This window comes from Cytobacillus purgationiresistens, assembly GCF_030813235.1.
Lineage (GTDB): Bacteria > Bacillota > Bacilli > Bacillales > Cytobacillaceae > Cytobacillus > Cytobacillus purgationiresistens.
The window spans coordinates 23,567-44,567 of the sequence record NZ_JAUSUB010000018.1; the positions used below are offsets into that span (position 1 = coordinate 23,567).

18 protein-coding genes and 1 pseudogene are annotated in these 21,001 nt (G+C 39.3%); 5 read left to right on the top strand and 14 right to left on the bottom strand.

Features of this window, described 5'->3' with window-relative positions; translation table 11 throughout:
- Positions 1-50: 50 nt before the first annotated feature.
- The gene (locus J2S17_RS18315) at positions 51-1,142 is read left to right on the top strand and encodes a CdaR family transcriptional regulator (protein WP_307477222.1); all 1,092 of its coding nucleotides are present in this window, start codon (positions 51-53) and stop codon (positions 1,140-1,142) included.
- Between the two features lie 77 nt (positions 1,143-1,219).
- On the opposite strand, the gene J2S17_RS18320 is transcribed toward J2S17_RS18315, so the two are convergent.
- The 3 genes from J2S17_RS18320 to J2S17_RS18330 form a co-directional block, all read right to left on the bottom strand.
- Positions 1,220-1,570: a hypothetical protein gene (locus J2S17_RS18320; protein WP_307477223.1), complete on the bottom strand. Its 351-nt coding sequence runs from the start codon at positions 1,568-1,570 to the stop codon at positions 1,220-1,222.
- 16 nt (positions 1,571-1,586) lie between these two features.
- Positions 1,587-3,047 carry a carboxylesterase/lipase family protein gene (locus tag J2S17_RS18325; protein ID WP_307477224.1) on the bottom strand — a complete coding sequence of 487 codons (1,461 nt, stop codon included), beginning with the start codon at positions 3,045-3,047 and terminating at the stop codon, positions 1,587-1,589.
- A gap of 82 nt (positions 3,048-3,129) precedes the next feature.
- Positions 3,130-4,497, bottom strand: a complete 1,368-nt coding sequence (locus J2S17_RS18330) for an alanine/glycine:cation symporter family protein (RefSeq protein WP_307477225.1) — start codon at positions 4,495-4,497, stop codon at positions 3,130-3,132.
- 416 nt (positions 4,498-4,913) lie between these two features.
- On the opposite strand from J2S17_RS18330, the pseudogene J2S17_RS18335 reads away from it, so the two are divergent.
- Positions 4,914-5,021 (top strand): annotated as a pseudogene (locus tag J2S17_RS18335) (SDR family oxidoreductase); the annotation flags it as partial.
- A gap of 36 nt (positions 5,022-5,057) precedes the next feature.
- On the opposite strand, the gene J2S17_RS18340 reads toward J2S17_RS18335, so the two are convergent.
- From J2S17_RS18340 to J2S17_RS18355, 4 genes are all read right to left on the bottom strand, one after another.
- Complete coding sequence (locus J2S17_RS18340) at positions 5,058-5,306, bottom strand: hypothetical protein (protein WP_307477226.1); 249 nt, start codon at positions 5,304-5,306, stop codon at positions 5,058-5,060.
- Between the two features lie 2 nt (positions 5,307-5,308).
- Complete coding sequence (locus J2S17_RS18345; RefSeq protein ID WP_307477227.1) at positions 5,309-6,976, bottom strand: BCCT family transporter; 1,668 nt, start codon at positions 6,974-6,976, stop codon at positions 5,309-5,311.
- A gap of 134 nt (positions 6,977-7,110) precedes the next feature.
- The gene (locus J2S17_RS18350; RefSeq protein WP_307477228.1) at positions 7,111-7,386 is read right to left on the bottom strand and encodes a GNAT family N-acetyltransferase; all 276 of its coding nucleotides are present in this window, start codon (positions 7,384-7,386) and stop codon (positions 7,111-7,113) included.
- 274 nt (positions 7,387-7,660) lie between these two features.
- Positions 7,661-9,124 carry a protein adenylyltransferase SelO gene (locus tag J2S17_RS18355; protein ID WP_307477229.1) on the bottom strand — a complete coding sequence of 488 codons (1,464 nt, stop codon included), beginning with the start codon at positions 9,122-9,124 and terminating at the stop codon, positions 7,661-7,663.
- Between the two features lie 327 nt (positions 9,125-9,451).
- Between J2S17_RS18355 and rluF the strand changes: the two genes are divergently transcribed.
- Positions 9,452-10,162 carry a 23S rRNA pseudouridine(2604) synthase RluF gene (gene rluF / locus J2S17_RS18360; RefSeq protein ID WP_307477230.1) on the top strand — a complete coding sequence of 237 codons (711 nt, stop codon included), beginning with the start codon at positions 9,452-9,454 and terminating at the stop codon, positions 10,160-10,162.
- A gap of 224 nt (positions 10,163-10,386) precedes the next feature.
- On the opposite strand, the gene J2S17_RS18365 is transcribed toward rluF, so the two are convergent.
- The 6 genes from J2S17_RS18365 to J2S17_RS18390 all read right to left on the bottom strand — a co-directional run bounded on the left by J2S17_RS18365 (position 10,387) and on the right by J2S17_RS18390 (position 16,479).
- A complete protein-coding gene (locus tag J2S17_RS18365) occupies positions 10,387-11,835 on the bottom strand; it encodes a DEAD/DEAH box helicase (RefSeq protein WP_307477231.1) in 1,449 nt (482 codons plus the stop codon).
- 100 nt (positions 11,836-11,935) lie between these two features.
- Positions 11,936-12,127, bottom strand: coding sequence for a hypothetical protein (locus tag J2S17_RS18370; RefSeq protein WP_307477232.1), 192 nt, complete (start codon positions 12,125-12,127; stop codon positions 11,936-11,938).
- 519 nt (positions 12,128-12,646) lie between these two features.
- The gene (locus J2S17_RS18375; RefSeq protein WP_307477233.1) at positions 12,647-13,276 is read right to left on the bottom strand and encodes a spore coat protein; all 630 of its coding nucleotides are present in this window, start codon (positions 13,274-13,276) and stop codon (positions 12,647-12,649) included.
- Between the two features lie 230 nt (positions 13,277-13,506).
- Positions 13,507-13,869, bottom strand: a complete 363-nt coding sequence (locus J2S17_RS18380) for a YxeA family protein (RefSeq protein WP_307477234.1) — start codon at positions 13,867-13,869, stop codon at positions 13,507-13,509.
- 14 nt (positions 13,870-13,883) lie between these two features.
- Positions 13,884-15,725, bottom strand: a complete 1,842-nt coding sequence (locus J2S17_RS18385) for an FtsX-like permease family protein (protein WP_307477235.1) — start codon at positions 15,723-15,725, stop codon at positions 13,884-13,886.
- A complete protein-coding gene (locus tag J2S17_RS18390) occupies positions 15,712-16,479 on the bottom strand; it encodes an ABC transporter ATP-binding protein (protein ID WP_307477292.1) in 768 nt (255 codons plus the stop codon). The genes J2S17_RS18385 and J2S17_RS18390 overlap by 14 nt, the downstream gene beginning before the upstream one ends.
- Positions 16,480-16,689: 210 nt before the next feature.
- Between J2S17_RS18390 and J2S17_RS18395 the strand changes: the two genes are divergently transcribed.
- Both J2S17_RS18395 and J2S17_RS18400 read left to right on the top strand, forming a co-directional pair.
- Positions 16,690-17,400: a response regulator transcription factor gene (locus J2S17_RS18395; RefSeq protein ID WP_307477236.1), complete on the top strand. Its 711-nt coding sequence runs from the start codon at positions 16,690-16,692 to the stop codon at positions 17,398-17,400.
- 9 nt (positions 17,401-17,409) lie between these two features.
- Positions 17,410-18,789, top strand: a complete 1,380-nt coding sequence (locus J2S17_RS18400) for a sensor histidine kinase (protein WP_307477237.1) — start codon at positions 17,410-17,412, stop codon at positions 18,787-18,789.
- A 1,374-nt stretch (positions 18,790-20,163) separates the two neighbouring features.
- Here the strand turns inward: J2S17_RS18400 and J2S17_RS18405 are convergent.
- Positions 20,164-20,994: a MetQ/NlpA family ABC transporter substrate-binding protein gene (locus J2S17_RS18405; protein ID WP_307477238.1), complete on the bottom strand. Its 831-nt coding sequence runs from the start codon at positions 20,992-20,994 to the stop codon at positions 20,164-20,166.
- Positions 20,995-21,001: the final 7 nt, after the last annotated feature.

A 21,001-nucleotide genomic window follows, 5' to 3' on the forward strand; every position in this document is an offset into this window, starting at 1 on the left:
TGATATATAACAAAAAACCTATTCAAATCTTTAAAACGAGGGTGACCCAAATGCTAACTCAGGAAATTGCTGCTGAAATTGTTAGGCAAACGACGATCAGACTCAACCGAAATATTAATATTATGGATGATCAAGGAATGATCCTCGCCTCCGGGAATCCTGAACGAATACATCAAATACATGATGGCGCCAGGGAAGTGCTCAGAACGGGAAAAACCATTATCATACATGAGGATGACCTGAACAAATGGGAAAATTCCTTACCTGGCATTAATCTACCAATTCAATTCAAACAAAAAATCATCGGTGTCATCGGCATCACTGGCAATCCAGAAGACATAATGGAATTTGGAGAATTAGTAAAGATGATTACTGAAATGATGATTGAACAATCCTCTGTGGCAGATCAGCTTGAGTGGCAGCAAAAAATCAAAGATCATATTTTTGATGATTTACTCCAGGAGAATTTGAATGAGAAATCGATCCATCAAAGGCTTGAGCTCGTTGGAATCACGATTAAGCCCCCTTACCAGGTCTCCGTCATTGAAACAGGTGCAAATCATTTAAAAAGGAACGATATCATTCAATTTTTCGAGGGGATATTTAATAAAAACCATACACTCATTGGCTTTTTAGGGGTAAACCAGCAATTCATTCTTACTTCCGGCCTTCCCGAAACAAAAGTAAAAGATAAATTAATGAGAACCATCGATTATTGGGAAGCAAAAGGGATTGTTGTAAAAATTGGTATGGGTACAAGTGGGGATACAATGTCCCATATTCTCCATTCCTATCATGAGTCAATCTCCTCGGTGACATTAAGCGAGACACATCAGCTTTTCGCAACCTTCAAAGAAGTTGAAACAAAAGCGTTGTTAAACCAGCTTGATGACAAGGCACAACAGTTATATTATGAACGGATTTTAAATGGATTATCAGAAAAATTAATCGATACCTTAGAACAGTTTTTTGCAAGTAACCTAAATCTCGGTGAATGCTCAAAGAAAATGTATATTCACCGAAATTCTCTTATTTATCGCATAAAAAAAATTAAAGATATTACAGGCTATAACCCGCAAAATACAAATGATGTAATCACATTGCAACTGGCTATTTGGCTGAGACAGATGCAGAGTAAATAAAATGGATCTGCTGTCAAACAGTCTCATATTGATCAATAGATGCCCAATTAAAAACGCAAAAGGCTGTTCAATCAACCTTATTGGTTTTTCATTTGCTGCCTCTTTGACCTTTTTTCAGGATATCCCCCTCTCGCTGTTAAAGTGACTGTTGAATTAGGCACTAGCGCTGGGGAAACTAGTGACCCTTTTGATTCAGGTCGGACAAACCAGACACTTGTTGGGGAATCTAGTAACCCTTTTGGGACTGGGACTGTCATTTCGGCACTAGTTGGTGCATCTAGCTTCCCTTTTAGGATTACCATTAGCTTTTCGGGCAATTGTTGGTTCCTATGCCAACTACTTAAAAGCTGACCTAAATAAAAACGGTTAAAGAAAATAATTGAATTTTCTTTAACCGTTTTTTTGTAAATCCGTGTTTTATCATGCATGTGGCTTAAATATGTTTTATATCTGAAGCAGTCCTCTTTTTTCTGAGTAAGGGTCTTGAGATAGACTGAGTTGGCGATTAAATATAAATGTAGAACGCTTGCTGGAATCATAAGTCGGCCATTGTTGTCCAAGTGCATCCACATTCGGATCACTTGACGTAGCAAATGCAATCCAAGCAGATTGCATTTGCGCAGCCAGGCCTTGCATTTCTTCATTTACTGTCACATGCAATGATTTAAAATAGCCAAGATTATTAAATATAAACGGGATTTCTAATGCATGAACCGCTTTTCCTAGTTGAGGGTGATTGGGCTCAATCCAGTCAAACCGATACATCCAGACAGGGGCAAATTGTGCTTGGGCCGTCGCAAATTCAATCGCTGGCTTCCAAAATATAAAATCAGTCATGAATTGTGCAGCACCGTCGAGTGTTTCTGGATAAAGCGCTTTAAGCTCTTGAGCATGTTCCTCGCCAACTTGCTTTACTAGAACGGCTTCCCTTGTTGATGCAGGTGTTAACGGTGTTTCTTCATCAAAGAAAAAATGCCCTTCATCATGATTTGTACCAATTAGAAGCGGAATGTCCTTAGCATATCCATTTGCAATGGCTGCAGTTGGATAAAGTGGCAGCGTTTTTTCATCGAGTGTAGGCTGGAACAACATCATTCCGTCCGCACCATATTTTTGACCGATTACTTCCCCTGCTTTTATGATTGCTTCTGTCGAAAGTGCGCCTAGTTTGTATAATTGATTTATCCCAATACCAAGTTCTGTCAGCACTGATCTCGCAATGTCAGATGCCTTCTGAGGAGAAATGATTTGTGATGCACCGCTTTGCATAATCGCTTTGTGGAATAGTCCTTTTGCAGCCGGCATAGTTAATAAGCTTGCAATGCTCATGGATCCAGCTGATTCACCGAAGATGGTCACTTGCTCTGGGTCTCCGCCAAAGCTTGAAATATTCTCTTTCACCCATGTTAAAGCTGCTATTTGATCCAATAAGCCTAAATTAGCTGTATAGCTTTCATCCATACCTGCCAAATGGAGAAAACCAAGTGGACCAAGGCGGTAATTGAGTGTAACAACTACCACATCCCCTTCTTGGGCAAGTTTAGCTCCATTGTAAAGAGGTGTGCTACCCGAGCCTGAACGGAACGCTCCCCCATGAATCCAAACCATAACCGGACGTTTCTCTTCAGATTTTAAAGGAGTCCACACATTCAAGTACAGGCAATCTTCTGACATCTGATCTACCGGTGTTCCCAGTCTTTCTGCAATTTCACGATTTTGCGGACAAACAGACCCGTATTCAGTTGCGTCCCGAGTGCCTTCCCATTCTTCAGGCGCCTTTGGTGGCTGAAACCGCAAATCACCTATAGGACTCTTTGCAAAAGGAATCCCTTTCCATACCCTTACCTCTCGTTCGACAAGACCTTTTAATTGTCCTTGCTTTGTTTGAACTAGCGTATTTTCCATATGGATCTCCCTCTTCTCTTTGAAAATAGTAGTATATTTACAATTCGAGAGAGTATATGAAAACCCTTTTATCTTCTTCCAATTAACTCGCCATCTTTTTCCTTTTTACTTCTAATCTTTCTTTTTTACGTACTTCTTGGAATTTCTTAGTTTCAGAAACAATCACACCTGATAATAACAGGAGCGCAATTAAATTTGGTATCGCCATTAATGCATTAAAGATATCGGCAATGTTCCATACAAGCTCCAACTTGAGACCCGCACCAAGCATTACAACGCCCACAAAAACCACTTTATAGATAATTGTGCGATGATCGCCGAATAGGTATCCAAAGCATTTCTCTCCATAATATGACCAGCCGATAATTGTTGAATAGGCAAATAAAATAATACCGAATATGACAATATAATTACCTACACCTGGCAAAAAGAATTCGAACGCATCACCAGTTAGACTGGATGCATCTCCATGACCCGTATAAATCCCGCTCATTACAATGGCCAGTCCTGTAACTGTACATACGATAATCGTATCCATAAATGTTCCAGTCATAGACACAAGCGCTTGTCTTCCCGGATAATCTGTCTTTGCTGCTGCTGCTGCAATTGGCGCAGATCCAAGCCCAGCTTCATTAGAGAATACTCCCCGTGCTACCCCGTAACGAATAGCCATACCGATCGCTCCTCCTGCAGCCGCAGATGGATTGAATGCTTCACTAATAATTAAAGCAAATGCTGCTGGAACCTCTGTGATATTCATGAGAATAATAACGACACCACCAGCTAAATAGAAAAGTGCCATAAAAGGAACAAAGATTGCCGAAACACGGCCTATGCCTTTGATTCCGCCAAGGAGGACGATCCCTGTTAATACCATCAAAACAAATCCTGTTATCCAAGGATTAATGTCAAAGTTCGCAGAGAGAGCACCTGCTACTGTATTTGCTTGTGTCATATTGCCGATTCCAAAGGACGCTAAGAAGCCAAATAAAGCAAATAATACAGCAAGCCATTTCCAGCCAAGACCTTTTTCGATATAATACATAGGTCCACCGGAAATTTCTCCTTTATGATTCGTCACTCGGTATTTGACTGCCAAGATTGCTTCGCCATATTTGGTTGCCATTCCGAAAAAAGCAGCCAACCACATCCAGAAAAGTGCGCCTACACCCCCCATTAAAATGGCTGATGCTACACCAGTCATATTACCAATTCCTAATGTAGCTGCCATTGCAGTCATTAGGGATTGAAAGTGAGAAATATCCCCTTTATTCTTCTTTTCTTTGTCGCTTTTACTGAAAGTAAGCTTAAGCGCATAGGGTAAATCTCGAATTTGTAAAAAACCTAGCCTAAAAGTTAAAAGTATACCAGTACCGACTATTAGAATTAACGTAACCGGACCCCATACAATATTTCCTATTGTAGCTATGAGACTTTCAAACCATTCCATTGACTCTCCTCCTTATTATCATGTAGAATACTTACAAAAATCTAAATAGAATGAATTTTTATATTATAATGGTTTTTGTCGAAAAAAGGAATATATTTTCCTATTTTAGTGATTTTTATGGATAATTCCTTATAAAAATCCAATTTTAATAGGTATTTTGACGAATGAATGAAGGAAAGGCATTTTGCATTATTTTATTTAAAGAAATAATCATATAGTAAATAGATAAAATATCCCGCTAGTGGAACTATCATTCGTTCTGCGTTATTGAACCGGAAGAACGTCATAGTGGATTTTATTTCATTTACGGATTAATCTTAAGGGTTGAAAAAAGTGTCCCTTAAATAGGGACACTTTTTTTACTTCGCTTTTATATACTCAAAAAATATTTGCTTAATGATTGCTAATTGCACTTTGGACAACCATCAGATATTGCATATGGTGTTCTTTACTTAGCCTCTGATGAATTTAAATTTGTAACGGGAACAGAATTAATTATCGATAGCGGATCCATTTTACACTAATTATTGAAAAAGCAGCTCCAATGGGCTGCTTTTAACTTATATTAAAACGCTTTCCCAAACCTCTTTTAATGAACAAATCCCCATTTCCATATCCGCTTCAATCATTCCAGCAAATCCTAAATAAAAATGAGGAAATCCCTCATTTTTACGTCTCATCCACATTTGATTGAAATCATAGATCCGAACACCCTTATTCTTCGCAAGCTTTAATAATACCTTTTCATCTACACAAGTCTTTACTGTTACTTGGATATGAAATCCAGCAATGTCCTGTTTGATAGCCATCCCTACTGTTTTTTCTTCTTCTCCAAATCACGAAGTTTTGCTTTTTTCTCTCTTTCCACTTTCTTTTTTTCTTCTTTCATTTGCTCATCGATCCAGCGTTTTTCTTCTTTTAGCTCTTGTTTAATGATTTGCTTTTGCAAACGGCGTGTCTTCAGCTTTTCCTTTGTTGCACTAGAGAGCTCCATTTCCCGCCTGACCTGCCGCAGTTCTTTAATTAAGGCGATTGTCATTAATATCATGACGAAGGAAAACGGAAAGGCAGCAATAATCATTGTATTTTGCAAGGCTTGAAGTCCACCTGAGTACAGCAAAACCGTTGCCGTAGCTGAAAGGAGAACGCCCCATATCAATTTGTTCCGGGTGGAAGGGTTTAACGTTCCTTTAACCGACTGCATTCCTAAAACCACTGTTGCTGAATCGCCCGAAGTGATAAAAAAGATAGCAATGAGAATAATTGATAATATTGATATAACAAAACTTAATGGCATTTGCTCCAGCACAGCGAACAGCATCTGTTCAGTATCCATTATAGATAAATCAGTCACACCTGACATTTGCATATCAATTGCCGTTCCGCCTAGGAAAGCAAACCAAATGAATGTTACTAATGTTGGCACGATTAACACGCCAATCGTAAACTCACGAATCGTACGGCCACGTGATACCCTAGCAATAAAAGTTCCAACATAGGGCGACCATGCCATCCACCATGCCCAATAAAATATTGTCCAATCATTGATCCACTCCCTGTTAGTACTATTCATAGGTGATAGACGAAAGCTCATCTCTGGCAAGCGCTGAATATACTTTCCAATCGTATCAGTAAACAGATTCAGCGAATAAACTGTTGAACCAAAGATAATAAAAAAGGCCAGCAGAATTAATGCAAGAACCATGTTTACATTACTAAGAATGCGAATGCCCTTATTGATACCTGTTGTTGCTGAGATTAAAAAGACAGCAGTAATAATCACGATAATAATCAGCTGTATTAAAAAAGAGTTGGGAATATCCCAAACATAGGATATACCGCCATTAATCTGCGTGGCACCAAAGCCAAGTGTAGTAGCAATCCCTGTTACCGTAGCAATAATAGCAACAACATCAATGAGCTTCCCTATTACTCCATCGGTATTCATCAAAGGCGAAAGTGTTGAACTAATCGATCCATCTCCGCCTCTTCGATAATTGAAAAAAGCAAGACATAGAGCAATAAGGACATACACGCTCCAGCCATGAATACCCCAATGAAAGAATACGTATCGCAAAGCGTCCATCGCTGCCTGGCTAGTGCCAGTATCACCTGTTGGCGATTGAATAGCAAAATGAGAAATTGGCTCCGCCGTTCCCCAGAACAATAGCCCAGTCCCCATCCCTGCACTAAATAATAGGGCAAACCAAGTCGGATAATTATATTCCGGCTCTTCATCCGCTTTCCCAAGCTTTAAGTTTCCAAATGGGCTGACAATTAAGAACAGGCACACACATACAAAAATCGAAACGATAATCAAATAGTACCAGCCAAAAGTCGATGTTATCGCACTCTGAATCGCAGCAGTGTACTGTTCCATCGCTCTTGGTGCCGCAGCGCCAATAATGATTAATAAGATAAGGATACCTACTGACCAGTAAAAGACAGGTCCAAATCGCTGTTTACTTTCCTCATTCATATGTAAAACCGTCCTTTATAAAAGCCTATTATGTTAATAAGTAGCTTTTCCTGTGATAGATTGACCTATACAGTGAATAGTGCACAAAAAAAACCAGCGCCATCTGTAGATAGGGCACTGGGATTTGAGTCATCTTACTTAGCAAGCTGTGATTGGTATTCAGGAACTCTTTTAAACACGGCTGCAGCAAATTTGCATGCAGGAATAATCTTTTTATTTTGTTGTTTCATCTCTTCAACGACAGAATCAACGAGCCTCCGTGCAGCTCCTTGCCCGCGATAATCTTCATCTACAAACGTGTGATCAATCGTGATTGTCTGATCATCGTTTTGAGAATAAGAAATTTCTGCAACTGAGTTCCCTAAGTCATCCTGAATAAAATGTCGGCCTTCTTCTTTTTGTATGTTCATTTTGATATCATCCCTTTCTTATGGGTATGGTTAATATACCCTTTGGGAGGAAAATTAAATATTGAAGTAAATGAGAAAACCATCAATCAATTATTGTTGTGTTTGTCGACATTACCTTTCATATTACCTTACCTTAAGAGGTTGGCACTGAATCACCCTTTTGAATCAAAAAGAATTTTAAGATAAATGGGAAACGCACTTGAAGTTATGGTGCAAATTAAAAGACGTCACCCAGAGAGTCAAATGACTTTGGATGACGCCTTTTTTTATTTATTCACGTTCCGCAGTACGTTCGGTAAGGACCTTTTAAAATAGGCAGTGTCGAGTATTCATCCTGGTCATCAGAATGTGCGAATGGATTCGAAAGCGCATTTAAGAGTTTTTCCATTACACTGTAGTCGCTACGATCCACTGCTGCTTCCAGGGCTTCCTCTACCCTATGGTTCCGTGGAATGACTGCAGGATTACTGTTCCGCATCAACTGATCCGAAGCAGCCTTTGATTCCTGCTGCCGACTTAATCTTGTCTGCCAAAGCTCATGCCAGGGTGCGAATTCAGGCTTTCCAAGGAGCACAGTGTCTTCAAGCTTAGCGAAAGTCAATGCACGGAAAGTATTAGTATAATCAGCACCATACTTCTTCATCATCTCAAGCAGTCCATTAATAAGATCCTTATCTTGTGTCTCTTCGTTATATATGCCCAGTTTTGCCCTCATTTCCTTAAGCCATTTATCATGATACACCTGATTAAAACTGGAAATCTCCTCTTGGGCCAATTTGACAGCCTGTTCCTGATCATCATCCAGCAATGGCAATAGGGATTCAGCAAAGCGCGCAAGATTCCATCCCGCCATATAAGGCTGATTGCCATAAGCATATCGTCCTTGGACGTCAATGGAACTGAACACCGTTTCCGGATCATAAGCGTCCATAAAGGCGCAAGGTCCATAATCAATCGTTTCTCCGCTAATAGCCATATTATCGGTATTCATTACCCCATGAATAAAGCCAACAGATTGCCATTTGGCAACGAGCTCAGACTGACGCTGAATTACCTCTTGTAAAAGGGTAAGATAGCGGTCATTATCCGCTTCAATTTCGGGAAAATGACGCTTTAATGTATAGTCAGCCAGGGTGCGAAGTTCTTCAACCGTGCCCCATCTCGCAATATATTGGAACGTTCCAACGCGGATATGACTGGCAGCCACACGAGTTAATACGGCACCCCGCAGCTCTGCTTCACGGATTACTGAATCATCAGATGTCACCACCGCAAGACTTCTGGTGGTAGGAATACCAAGGGCGTGCATCGCTTCACTAATGATGTATTCACGCAGCATCGGTCCAAGTGCCGCCCTGCCATCTCCGCCACGGGAGTAGGGTGTTCTGCCTGCCCCTTTAAGCTGAATATCCATTCTCACGTCTTTGGGAGTGATTTGCTCTCCAAGCAGTACCGCTCGGCCGTCCCCCAACATGTTGAAATGCCCAAATTGATGCCCGGCGTAAGCTTGCGCAAGAGGCATAGCACCCTCAGGAGGCTTATTCCCAGCCAGCTCTGCTACTCCCTCTTCGCTTTGGAGCGCTTGATCGTCCAAACCCAAGAATTCCGCCAAGTCGTCATTTAATATAACTAACTTAGGCGAGCTTACAGAGGTGGGATTCGTATGGGAAAAAAGGGATTTTGGCAGACGGGCATAACTATTGTCTAAGTTCCATCCTATATCTTTGTTATTCGTCATAGTTTCTCCTTTCCTTCTTCTCTTGTCGGTTATTTTAATTAGTTATCTTCCATAAAAGCAAGTCTTATTCTGTTCGTTCTATTATACCGCTTTCATAGATTGATTTCTCACATCAAGCCATGTTGTTGTCGAGAGAAAAATTATCTTGACTGGAAAAAATAGAATCTATCAACGCTCTTATAGTAAAATTCTATATTTTCATCTGCGATCAAGTATATTGCGGTTTACCGTAATCTATCTCCATTAAGGCTTTTGATTCCTTCTTAAAAATAAGGTATAGTTAGATATTCTAGTAAAAAAATCCTCAGGCTAAAGGTCGTGGTTAACATGCGTATTAATAAGTATATTAGTGAGGCTGGAAAAGCATCCAGGCGTGGTGCAGATAAATTAATTACTGAAGGCAGAGTTCTTATAAATGGGAAACGTGCAGAGATAGGCAGCCAAGTCGAGCCGGGAGATGATGTTCTTGTAAATGGGGCACCTGTCCGGATAGCGAGAAACAATGTCTATATCGCTTTAAATAAACCAGTGGGCATTACAAGCACAACGGAAAAGAAAGTAAAAGGCAACATTATTGACCTAGTGAATCACCCGTTACGAATTTTTAATATTGGACGATTGGATAAAGACTCGGATGGCTTAATTCTCCTTACAAACGATGGTGATATCGTCAATGAAATTCTACGCGTAGAAAATAAGCATGAAAAAGAATATATTGTTTCAGTAGACAAGCCAATCACTCCTGAATTCTTAAAGAATATGTCAGAGGGAGTACACATATTAGGCACAAAAACACTTCCTTGTGAGGTAAGACAAATATCAAAATTTGATTTCCAAATTATTTTAACACAGGGCTTAAATCGCCAAATTCGCCGCATGTGCGAAGAGTTAGGCTACGAAGTTTACAGACTTCAAAGAACCCGAATTATGAATATTCATTTAGGCAATCTCCCGCCTGGCCAATGGAGAGATTTATCAAAAAAAGAGCGGACAGCATTATTTAGAGAGCTAAACTATGAGCCAAAGGAATGGTATTAGAAAAGTAGAGAATGAGTTGGCTTTTGCGGGATTATGGTCGAAATGGTAACCTAACTCGGCGTTAGGTGCCCTAATCGGTCAGATGACCACTGAAATGGTAACCCAATCCGAAGTTAGTTACCCTAACCCGCTAGATAGCCATCAAAATAGGAATCTAATTGGCTTTAGGCGACAAACTTTGCTTAGCCCCCTCATTCTCATCTTTTTCTCAGCAAATTCATTACTTATCTCTTATTCGCTTCATATACCTTCAATTGTTTGCCTTTTATGGTTGTGTTTTTCATCTTTTTAAGTACAATCGGACCTTTATCATTTAGTATTTCTACATATGAAACCGTATCCTGAATGGTAATAATGCCGATGTCATCCACTGTAATGCCATCAATTTTAGCAATCGTTCCAACAAAATCCACTGCTCTAAGCTTCTTTTTCTTGCCGCCATTGAAATACAATTTCATGATTTGCTTGTTTAATTTCTCGCTTTTTGCTTTTTTAATGGTTGGCTCGATATTCATTTTTTCTTCAAAGTCAGATTTCATATTTGCAACTTCTTCTTTAGAAGGAGCTGTTGATTGAGGAATTTCAAAACCGATATATTCTTCTATTTCATTTAAAAACTTATCTTCATACGGTGTAACAAATGTGATGGCTTTCCCCTTTTGCCCTGCTCGTCCGGTTCTTCCTGTACGGTGCACATAGCTTTCTTTCTCTAATGGAATGTCATAGTTGATCACATGTGTAATATTATCAATATCAATTCCTCTAGCGGCTACATCTGTAGCAATTAAATAACGGAAATTGCCTCTTCTAAAATCATTCATCACATCAAGCCGGTCATACTGTTCCATGCCGCCATGGATTTTATCACAGTTATAATCCATATCTGTTAGCTCATCACAAAGCGTGTCTACTCGATCTTTTGTACGGCAAAAGATGATACAGCTATCCGGATTTTCAACAATGGTTACATCTTCAAGCATAGAAAGTTTCTTGTCTTCTGCTACGTTATAAAGCGAATGATCGATTTTATCTGTAGTAAGACCAGTTGCTTTAATTTCAATATCAATAGGTGTTTTCATATAGTTAAGTGATAGGTTCTTGACCTTTTCTGGTAAAGTCGCTGAAAATAACATCGTCACTCGATTTTGAGGGACCTCTTTAATAATCGCTTCAACTTGTTCAATAAAACCCATGTTCAGCATTTCGTCAGCTTCATCTATAACTAGATAGTTGATTTGATCTAAATCCAAAGTGCCTTTTTCAATATGATCTAACACACGGCCAGGAGTACCAACAACTACATGCGTTTTTTGCTTTAATTCTGTTTTTTGAATGGCAAAGGGCTGTTTCCCATAGACTGCTGCTGCTTTAATCCGTTTAAATCGGCCTATGTTTGTGAAGTCTTCCTTCACCTGTACTGCAAGTTCCCTCGTTGGAGTTAAAATTAGCGCTTGCGGTTTATTTTCCTGCCAATCTACTAATTCACAAATGGGTATCCCGTAGGAAGCCGTCTTTCCACTGCCTGTTTGAGATTTCACAACAAGATCCGTTTTCTCCAACACAAGAGGGATCACTTTACTTTGAACCTCAGTTGGATTTTTATATTCTAAGCTATCCAGAGCCTTTACTATTTCTTCACTTAATTGGTAGTCTTTAAAGCCTTTTTCACTCATAACCAAGCCTCTTTTATTCTGAATTATTTTTCTTATTATTTCCGTATACAAACTTCTATTATACCTGAATTGATCCTTACATTAGAATAAAAAAAATGACCTACCCTTTGGGCAAGTCCAGTGCCTGGTAATCCAGCTGATACTTTCCGCCCTCAGCAACCTCTGAATGATACAAAGCTTTAAGCGCAAAGTTTTTCTCCAAGTCATGTTCAGCCATCAACACTTTTAAACTTTTTTGCAATTCCCTATTCTCTTTAACCAGCTGTTTCATTTGCGATTTCATGTATTTCATGTGGTATTCAATCCTTTCAGGATCTAATGTTGTCCACCAAGTATAACATTAATTATGGCATTCTTATTTGTATATCTAATCAGGGTATTATTGGAATTAGTAAAGAACCCTACTCTTTAAGTGGGCACCGCCTTGACTTATAACCTCATTTACTTAAAATGGTTATTGATTTTAGCGGTAAACCAATATAGTTGCAGTTTGGCTTCCTTATTAATCCAGTTGAGTAAACAAGCTAAGCGTGATATCAATTAAATTTTTCTTATTTGTTTTTTCCCAGGTTCCGACAACTTTGCCGTATAAGACAATTGTAGGAAGAAAACACCATTTCTACCTGGGACAGGCTATACATAAGAAAGTACATTAACATTGCTAGATCTATATGATACCAATCATGACCATGGCATTTGTGTCGTTTAGTGATTACCGTTGAAAAAATGCATTTAATGAAGTGGCTTGTATTAATAAGGTTCTCTAAATAAAGAGAAACGCTACTTCCATAAGGGAAGCGGCGTTTCATCTCTAATGGGAAGAAAAGTTCCCAGGTTGAATTGGGGCAGGAGAGTAGCCATTTTGCATTTGCTGCATGTCCTGTGGTGAAAGCTGCGGCACTTGGTAGAAACCGTGCTTATTTTGGTAAAGTGAAATCTCATAAGCCATTTCAATACAGTTTGGAAGAGAATCTGCAAGTACACGACGGACTACCGGATTTGTTACTTCCATTGCTGCGCCTGTTTTGACTAGGGCACCTGATTTAACTGCATTTAACATGCTAAGCGCAATTGTTTCATCCGTTATTTCGGCAGCGGACTGCATCGGTTTCTTTGACTGGCTCGGTTTCATGCCAAAAGTGAAGTCATTGCCCTGTTTCATTTTATAGCTTTGCGTAGGCTTTGAAGGATCTTGTCCCGTTTTAAAGCATTCTTGGGTGATGTTGTATTCGTCTGCCATGAATTGCTTTTGGCGTTGCAATATATCACGAAGCTCTGGATCATGCACATGCTCACTAAGCATTGTATAGGTATTCATTGTGTTAATTGAGCCTGACAACACTTCGTGGACATCAAACATTTCATGGCCGCCATGATTCATTTGTGGCGGTATAGCACCTGTTTCAATGTTTTGGTGGTTCAATGGTTGTTGGGATTCCATGCGTATGCCTCCTATTATTATGGTTTACTTGATGTAGTGTGACCAATTGATTGTATACTTATGCGCTATAATAATCGCGCATGATAGATCATTCGCCACTCTAGGTCAGAGTTAAATATTTCAGAATGATTCATTCAGAACTCCTTGCTTAACCATTCCTTCAGACATTTCATCTTTCCAAATAAAGAAAGCCCCACAAACCGCTTCAAAAGCAGTTCAAGGGCCTCTTCTTATCCTTCAATCTTTTCTTTTGCTTTTTCAGGGATATCGTTTATCTGTACTTCATCAAACGATGTTACGTGATTACCATCTTTTATATATAGCATCAAGTATGCGTCTTGGCGCAGCTCTTTTGCCCCTGAAAATTCAACTTGAATCATGTCGCCATTTTCTTTATATGCCGGTAATGTGTACCAGTAGCTCTTCATAATTTCACCTGAATCCAATTTCATTTCTTCCACAGAAGTTGGTGTTGTAATATGCACATATGCATTGTCTTTTCCAAATCGATTAAAGTCGACTGTTGCCAAAATAATGATGGCACCAATTAATAAAGCTACTACAATACTTAGTGATATGAATACCTTTTTCATACTTATCCCTCCAGTTAATCTTGTTGAATGGTTTTGTTAAAACTACGTACTGTGGCGAAATAGTAAATTGTGTAGATCACTGTATAGGCAAGCATCCAGATGATGACTGGTACTAGGAGATCCATCATAAATAGATTTGAGAATGCTGTTAAGGCAACTGCTGCGTGAATAAGTCCTAATACGAGTGGTGCTGCAAAAATCACACCAACCTGATTGCGAATCGTACGCCTCATTTCTCGTCTCGATACACCAATTTTATGAAGCACGGCATATTTTGCTTTATCTTCCTCTGCTTCTGTCATCATTTTAAAGAAAATGATGCTACCGGTTGCTACTAGAAAAACCAGCCCTAAAAAGCTTCCGACAAATAGCAACGAACCAGTTGCTTCAATTGAAGCCTTATAGTCTTGTGTCGCACTTGAGAAATTTTCAGTTGAAGCTGCTAATTCCTCTGACAATGCGAATTGATTTTTATAATCCTCTACTTTTACAGCTTGATATGTTTTTTCATCTGCTTTGATTTCACTGTATAGCTGATCTGTTACAACTATGGCACTAGCACCAAGCGTAAATGTATTAAATACAGCTTTGTCATATAATTTCGCCACCGCGAATTCTGCACCATCAATCATTACCGATTCTTCTCTTTGTGACCAGCGCTGATCATAAAACGCATCAATCATCAATACTTCTCCTTCATTAGCCACTTGTATATCTGACCATTCCAGGTTTTTCGCCAGTTTTTCAAATGTTGATTGATTAATAACTGCATATTCCATTTCATTAATGTCTTGTTCAATTCGCAGTGTCTTACTTTTAATTGTTTCAGCGTGCTCTATAATATCGGGATTAATATCCTGCGGGGCTCCTTCCCACATAAATGTATATGGAGTATAGGTTTGAACATCCTTTTCTGCATTATAGTAAAGCCCAAACACTGCCCCGCCCGCTGTGATGGTGGTTGCACTCAAAGTGGCGATAATAGTCAGCGTTTTCGCATTGCCTCGGATGCGGTACAACAGTTGCGATGCAGTCATTAAGTTTAACCCTTTCCAAGCCCAGCGTTCCTGTTTTTTCATTACTGATAAAACGTATACAAGTACGCTGCTAAAGATTAATGCCGAGCCAATCACTGTTAAGGCAATAATCACGATCGGCATGGCCAAGCTAAGCATACGCCAGATTGGGGATGTCATTAAATCCTGCAAAGCCAGCCAATAGGCTGCTGCTAAGGTGGCCACGCCTAAAATAGCTGAAATCAAGCGCGCCTTTGGCAATTCCTCGCCTTTTTTCTCAGCATGGAATAAATCAATTAGCTTAAACTGATAAATGACGCGATATCCCTGCATCGAGGTAAATAAGAAGATAATGAAGAATACAATGAATGTATTGACCACCGCATCCATTGAAAATGCAAATCCAATGACGATATCCAGCCCCATCAATTTCATTAAAATTGTCAATAATACGCGTGATAACAAAAAGCCAAGCCCTACTCCAACAACAAGTGAAAGTAATCCGATCATCATATTTTCAAAAAATAACAGAAAGCCGATAGAACGTTTGCGAACGCCTAAAAGTGAATAAAGCGCCACCTCCTTCTTCCTCTTCTTCATAAAGAATGAATTCGAGTAGGCGATGAAAATCGCCACGAATATCATTAATACAAAGGCGGAAGCGCTCATTATGCCACTAATTTGTTTTGATGTTTCTGCCAGTACACTAATATCCTCGCTATACTTCAGCGTCACAAATGTAAAATAAATAACGATTGAAAAGATCGTTGAACCGATATAAAGTGAATAGCTTTTTAAGTTGCGGCGAATATTTTTCAGCGCCAAATCAAATAACGTCATGGACGTCACCGCCTATTTGCGCCAGTTCAGCTAAGATCATTTGGAAGAATTCCTTGCGTGTTTTCGTTCCACGGAATATTTCCTTGGACAATTGGCCATCCTTGATAAATAAAATTCGACGGCAGAAGCTTGCTGCATAAGCATCATGCGTAACCATCATGATCGTTGCTTCATGCTCATCATTTAATTTACTCAAACTTTCCAGCAAGTCTGCTGCTGATTTCGAATCCAATGCACCAGTAGGCTCATCCGCAAAAATGAGCTTTGGATTTGAGACTAACGCGCGGCTTGCAGCCGTTCGCTGCTTTTGGCCACCAGAAATCTGGTATGGGTATTTGTCCAGTAGTGGTGTGATACCGAATGTACGGGCAATGGTGTCTACACGTTCTCTAATCTCAGCTGCTGGCTTTTTCGCAATCGCTAATGGCAGTAAAATATTTTCACGTACGGTTAATGAGTCGAGCAAGTTATAGTCTTGGAAAATGAATCCAAGATGATCACGACGGAAATCCGCGAGCGCCTCTTCTTTCATCTTCGCAATATTGTCATGGCCAATCAAAATATCGCCATGCGTCGGTGAATCGATCGTTGCAAGTACATTGAGCAATGTCGACTTCCCTGCCCCAGAAGGCCCCATCACACCAACAAATTCTCCATGGTCAATCTCAAATGATATATGTTCAAGCGCCTTAAATGTATTCGCGCCTTTTCCGTAAATTTTTTCAACGTCTTGCACAACTAATAATGGTTCCATCAAATAAGCACCTCTTTCTTATGTCCTTACTATATCGAGCGAACCTTACACTAAATTCACGCGTATCTTACAAAATCCTTAAATCACGTATAGAATGAAAATGGAAGACATGTTATTTATTCAAAACGAGTTGCCAGTTGCTTTATACTGTTAGAAAAGTGCATGGGCATGCGGCAGCGGCTTAGATGAGAAAGAAAGGATGTGCGAGTAATGGAGAAGCCACGCATTTTAATAGTGGATGATGAGAGCGACTTATGCCATCTAATAAAAACAGCACTTGTAAAGGAAGGCTTTACCGATATTGAAATGGCTGGTTCTGTACATGAAGGCTGGGAGAAATTCAAAGCCTTTTCACCGAATATCGCCATTTTAGATGTAATGCTGCCAGATGGCGAGGGCTATGATTTATGCAACAAGATTCGTGAGATATCGCGCATACCTGTGCTATTTTTATCTGCTAAATCAGATGAGGTTGATAAGATTTTAGGGTTGGCCATTGGCGGCGATGATTATATTACAAAGCCGTTTAGTCCAAAAGAAGTGGCTTTTCGTGTAAAAGCACAATTTAGACGCGCGGGCTTATATACGATGGAAGTTCCTGCTCAACCTAATGCCTCCGAAACGATTTCGGTCGGGCCATTTTCAATTAATAATGATGAAACAGAAGTGATGAGGAATGGTAAACTCCTTGAACTAACAGCAAAAGAAGTTGGATTAATGGCATGTTTTATGCGCAATCCAAACCGCATTTTAAGTAAGGAAACACTGTTTGAACGAGTGTGGGGAGAAGATTTTTACGGTGCAGATAATACATTGATGGTCCATATTAGGCGACTCCGCGAAAAGATTGAAGACACCCCTTCAAAGCCAGCTTTTATCATCACTGTCAAAGGTCTTGGCTATAAATTTATAGCGAAATAGGTGAATCAAGTGAAATGGAAAATAACAGCCCGCTACTTAATTTCGGTGCTCAGCATTGTCTTCATTGTCATTTTCGTCAATACATTTATTTTAATTGGCATGCTATTTTACCAGCAGACTCGCGGGATTGATGAAGTTTCCAGCGACTCAGGTGAAACCTTTACACGAGAATTCAATAAGTATTTTTCGCTTGAAAATGGACAGCCTGTTGTCTCAGATGAAGGCTTAGAAGCACTTCATGCTTTCGGCGGCTGGCTGCAAATTTTAGATAAAAACGGGCAGGTTTTATCATCTGCTCTTGCACCCAATAATGTACCAACACACTACAGCCCAATTGAGCTAGTTCACAAATATAAGTATATGGATGATGAGTTTAACACTTATTTTATCGGAGAATTTGAATCTTACAGCTATTTAATCGCTGTCCCGAATTCTAAAGAAGAACGCGCAGTATTCATGGTGGATGCAGAATCCATTTTGTCTTATGCGACAAAGTCTTTAATCGCTATTATCATCGTCGATCTGCTCATTGCAATGCTTGTTGGCTTGCTGTTTAGTACGGTCTTAACAAAGCCAGTTTCCTATTTGATCGACCGAATATCACAGCTCAAAACACGAAATTTCTCTGTGCAAGAAACGAAAAGACCTGGCATCTACAAACCCGTTTTTGCCAATTTAAATGATGTCTCAAAAACACTGCAAACCCATGAAGAAGAACGATTGAAGCTTGAAAACATGCGGGATGAATGGATTAGCAATGTATCTCATGATTTGAAAACGCCCCTCGCCTCCATTCAAGGATATGCGGAATTACTACGCGACTTAGACGTATCGCAAATCGAACGGTTAGAATACGCTGAAGTCATTGAACGTCAATCGATTTATATGAAGGACCTGCTTGATGACTTTAATTTAACCATGCGCCTGCGCAATCAGGACATGCCTCTCACCTTGCAGGAAACACGGCTCGAAAGCTTTGTACGTGAAATTGTGATTGACTTGTTAAATGACCCGCAATTTGGCAAATATGAGATTTCCTTTACTAGTGCTTCCCCTGATTTGAAGTGGAATATCGACCGCCATCTAATGAAACGCGCCATTTTAAACTTTGTTTACAATGCGCTCATTCACAATGATGAAACCGTCGCAGTAACAATTCGTGTCACAGCAGACAGCATTTCCATTGAAGATAACGGAAAAGGCATTGCAGAACGAGACCTTGAACAAATCTTTGAACGCTACTACCGAGGAACAAATACTGAAAACATTCGCGGCACAGGACTCGGCATGGCGATTTCCAGAGATATCGTTGAGGCACATGACGGAAGCGTGAGTTTGTCGAGTAAAGTTGGGATTGGTACAGCAGTGGAGATTCGATTGAGTGAATAGTGTCTTATGGTGAGGTTTCTGCTTCAACGGTCATTTTATAAGGCTGTCCCAAAAGGGAGAATCAGCAAAGAAGAATCAAAAATCGGAAATTTAAAAAAGAATCTCTCATTTAAAATGAATTATGATTAGGACACAATTTGTTCGGTTTTTGCTGATTTGATGTTCTAATCCGATTTTTAGAACACGATTTGATTGGTTTTAGCTAATTTGATGTTCTAATCTGATTTTTAGAACATGATTTGTTCGATTTTCGCTGATTTGGTGTTCTAATCCGATTATTAAAACATGATTTGTGCGGTTTTGACTGATTTGATGTTCTAATCCGATTATTAGAACACGATTTGTCCGATTTTTGCTGATTTGGTGTTCTAATCCGATTTTTAGAACACAATTTGTTCGATTTTCGCTGATTTGATGTTCTAATCCGATTATTAGAACACGATTGGTTCGATTTTCGCTGATTTGATGTTCTAATCCGATTTTTAGAACACAATTTGTTCGATTTTTGCTGATTTGATGTTCTAATCCGATTTTTAGAACACGATTTGTTCGGTTTTGACTGATTTGATGTTCTAATCCGATTATTAGAACACGATTTGTTCGATTTTCGCTGATTTGGTGTTCTAATCCGATTATTAAAACATGATTTGTGCGGTTTTGACTGATTTGATGTTCTAATCCGATTTTTAGAACACGATTTGTTTGATTTTCGCTGACTGATTTGATGTTCTAATCCGATTTTTAGAACATGATTTGTTCGATTTTTGCTGATTTGGTGTTCTAATCCGATTTTTAGAACACGATTTGATTGGTTTTAGCTAATTTGATGTTCTAATCTGATTTTTAGAACATGATTTGTTCGATTTTCGCTGATTTGGTGTTCTAATCCGATTATTAAAACATGATTTGTGCGGTTTTGACTGATTTGATGTTCTAATCCGATTATTAGAACACGATTTGTTCGATTTTCGCTGATTTGATGTTCTAATCCGATTTTTAGAACACGATTTGATTGGTTTTAGCTAATTTGATGTTCTAATCTGATTTTTAGAACACGATTTGTCCGATTTTTGCTGATTTGGTGTTCTAATCCGATTTTTAGAACACAATTTGTTCGATTTTCGCTGATTTGATGTTCTAATCCGATTATTAGAACACGATTGGTTCGATTTTCGCTGATTTGATGTTCTAATCCGATTATTAGAACACGATTGGTTCGATTTTCGCTGATTTGATGTTCTAATCCGATTTTTAGAATACAGATTGATCGGGGCTAAGACTTTTTTTGTGCTAATTTGCCAAAAAAAACCTCCTTAAGAAAAGAGTCTGTCCAAGGTACAAAATGACCTTTGGACAGACTCTTTCTTGATCTCTTTATTTAAAAGCTGGAATGGCTGTTTCATCATAATTTTCTTCCAGGAATTCGCGTACTTCCGGACTCGTCATGACTTCGGCTAATTTTTGAATGGGCTCCGAGTCTGCATTATCTTTGCGTGCTACTAGGGTTATCGCAAATTCATTATCTACTCCTTCAGTTAAGAGTGCATCACTTTTTGGTGTCAATCCAAGCGGTGAAGCATAAGCAGGTGTCATGACTACTGCATCTGCATCATCATACATTCTCGCTAACATTAATAAATCTACTTCTTCAAACTTAAAGTTTTTTGGGTTGTCAACAATATCAGCTTTCGTATAATATGGACCCGTTTTTTCTTGTAATGTGATGACATCATGTTGAGCTAACAGAGCCAATGAACGATCTATATTTGAAATGTCATTCGCAATGGCAATTACAGCACCCTCCGGTAATTCTTCCACCGAATTGTATTCTTTAGAGTACACACCATAATTCGCAAAATAGATAGGTGTAATTGGCACTAGTTCTGCCTCATTGTTTCGATTAAATTCCTCCATATAAGGAACATGCTGAAAGAAGTTTGCATCCACTTCTTTTGCCGCAAGTGCACTGTTAGGCTGAACATTATCACCTAATACAACCATTTCGAGGTTAATGCCGTCCTCTGCTAGTTTTGGTTTCACAAGCTCAAGAATTTCCGTCATTGGGGGAATCAGTGAAGCTACTTTCAATGTTACTTCTTCATTGCCATTACCTTGCGCTTTTTCACTATCTTTGGCTTCATTATCTTGACCGCAGCCAGCTAAAATAAATAGGAACACGGTCATAAGTAAAAGGATTTTCTTCATTATGTTT

Excerpts from the sequence above, each read along its gene's own strand:
- J2S17_RS18320 (WP_307477223.1), bottom strand. The coding sequence starts at position 1,570 with ATGCATGATAAAACACGGATTTACAAAAAAACGGTTAAAGAAAATTCA.
- J2S17_RS18370 (WP_307477232.1), bottom strand. The coding sequence starts at position 12,127 with ATGAAATACATGAAATCGCAAATGAAACAGCTGGTTAAAGAGAATAGG.
- J2S17_RS18365 (WP_307477231.1), bottom strand. The coding sequence starts at position 11,835 with ATGAGTGAAAAAGGCTTTAAAGACTACCAATTAAGTGAAGAAATAGTA.
- J2S17_RS18325 (WP_307477224.1), bottom strand. The coding sequence starts at position 3,047 with ATGGAAAATACGCTAGTTCAAACAAAGCAAGGACAATTAAAAGGTCTT.
- J2S17_RS18375 (WP_307477233.1), bottom strand. The coding sequence starts at position 13,276 with ATGGAATCCCAACAACCATTGAACCACCAAAACATTGAAACAGGTGCT.
- J2S17_RS18330 (WP_307477225.1), bottom strand. The coding sequence starts at position 4,497 with ATGGAATGGTTTGAAAGTCTCATAGCTACAATAGGAAATATTGTATGG.
- J2S17_RS18345 (WP_307477227.1), bottom strand. The coding sequence starts at position 6,976 with ATGAATGAGGAAAGTAAACAGCGATTTGGACCTGTCTTTTACTGGTCA.
- rluF (WP_307477230.1), top strand. The coding sequence starts at position 9,452 with ATGCGTATTAATAAGTATATTAGTGAGGCTGGAAAAGCATCCAGGCGT.
- J2S17_RS18395 (WP_307477236.1), top strand. The coding sequence starts at position 16,690 with ATGGAGAAGCCACGCATTTTAATAGTGGATGATGAGAGCGACTTATGC.
- J2S17_RS18315 (WP_307477222.1), top strand. The coding sequence starts at position 51 with ATGCTAACTCAGGAAATTGCTGCTGAAATTGTTAGGCAAACGACGATC.
- J2S17_RS18340 (WP_307477226.1), bottom strand. The coding sequence starts at position 5,306 with ATGGCTATCAAACAGGACATTGCTGGATTTCATATCCAAGTAACAGTA.
- J2S17_RS18385 (WP_307477235.1), bottom strand. The coding sequence starts at position 15,725 with ATGACGTTATTTGATTTGGCGCTGAAAAATATTCGCCGCAACTTAAAA.
- J2S17_RS18405 (WP_307477238.1), bottom strand. The coding sequence starts at position 20,994 with ATGAAGAAAATCCTTTTACTTATGACCGTGTTCCTATTTATTTTAGCT.
- J2S17_RS18355 (WP_307477229.1), bottom strand. The coding sequence starts at position 9,124 with ATGACGAATAACAAAGATATAGGATGGAACTTAGACAATAGTTATGCC.
- J2S17_RS18350 (WP_307477228.1), bottom strand. The coding sequence starts at position 7,386 with ATGAACATACAAAAAGAAGAAGGCCGACATTTTATTCAGGATGACTTA.
- J2S17_RS18380 (WP_307477234.1), bottom strand. The coding sequence starts at position 13,869 with ATGAAAAAGGTATTCATATCACTAAGTATTGTAGTAGCTTTATTAATT.
- J2S17_RS18390 (WP_307477292.1), bottom strand. The coding sequence starts at position 16,479 with ATGGAACCATTATTAGTTGTGCAAGACGTTGAAAAAATTTACGGAAAA.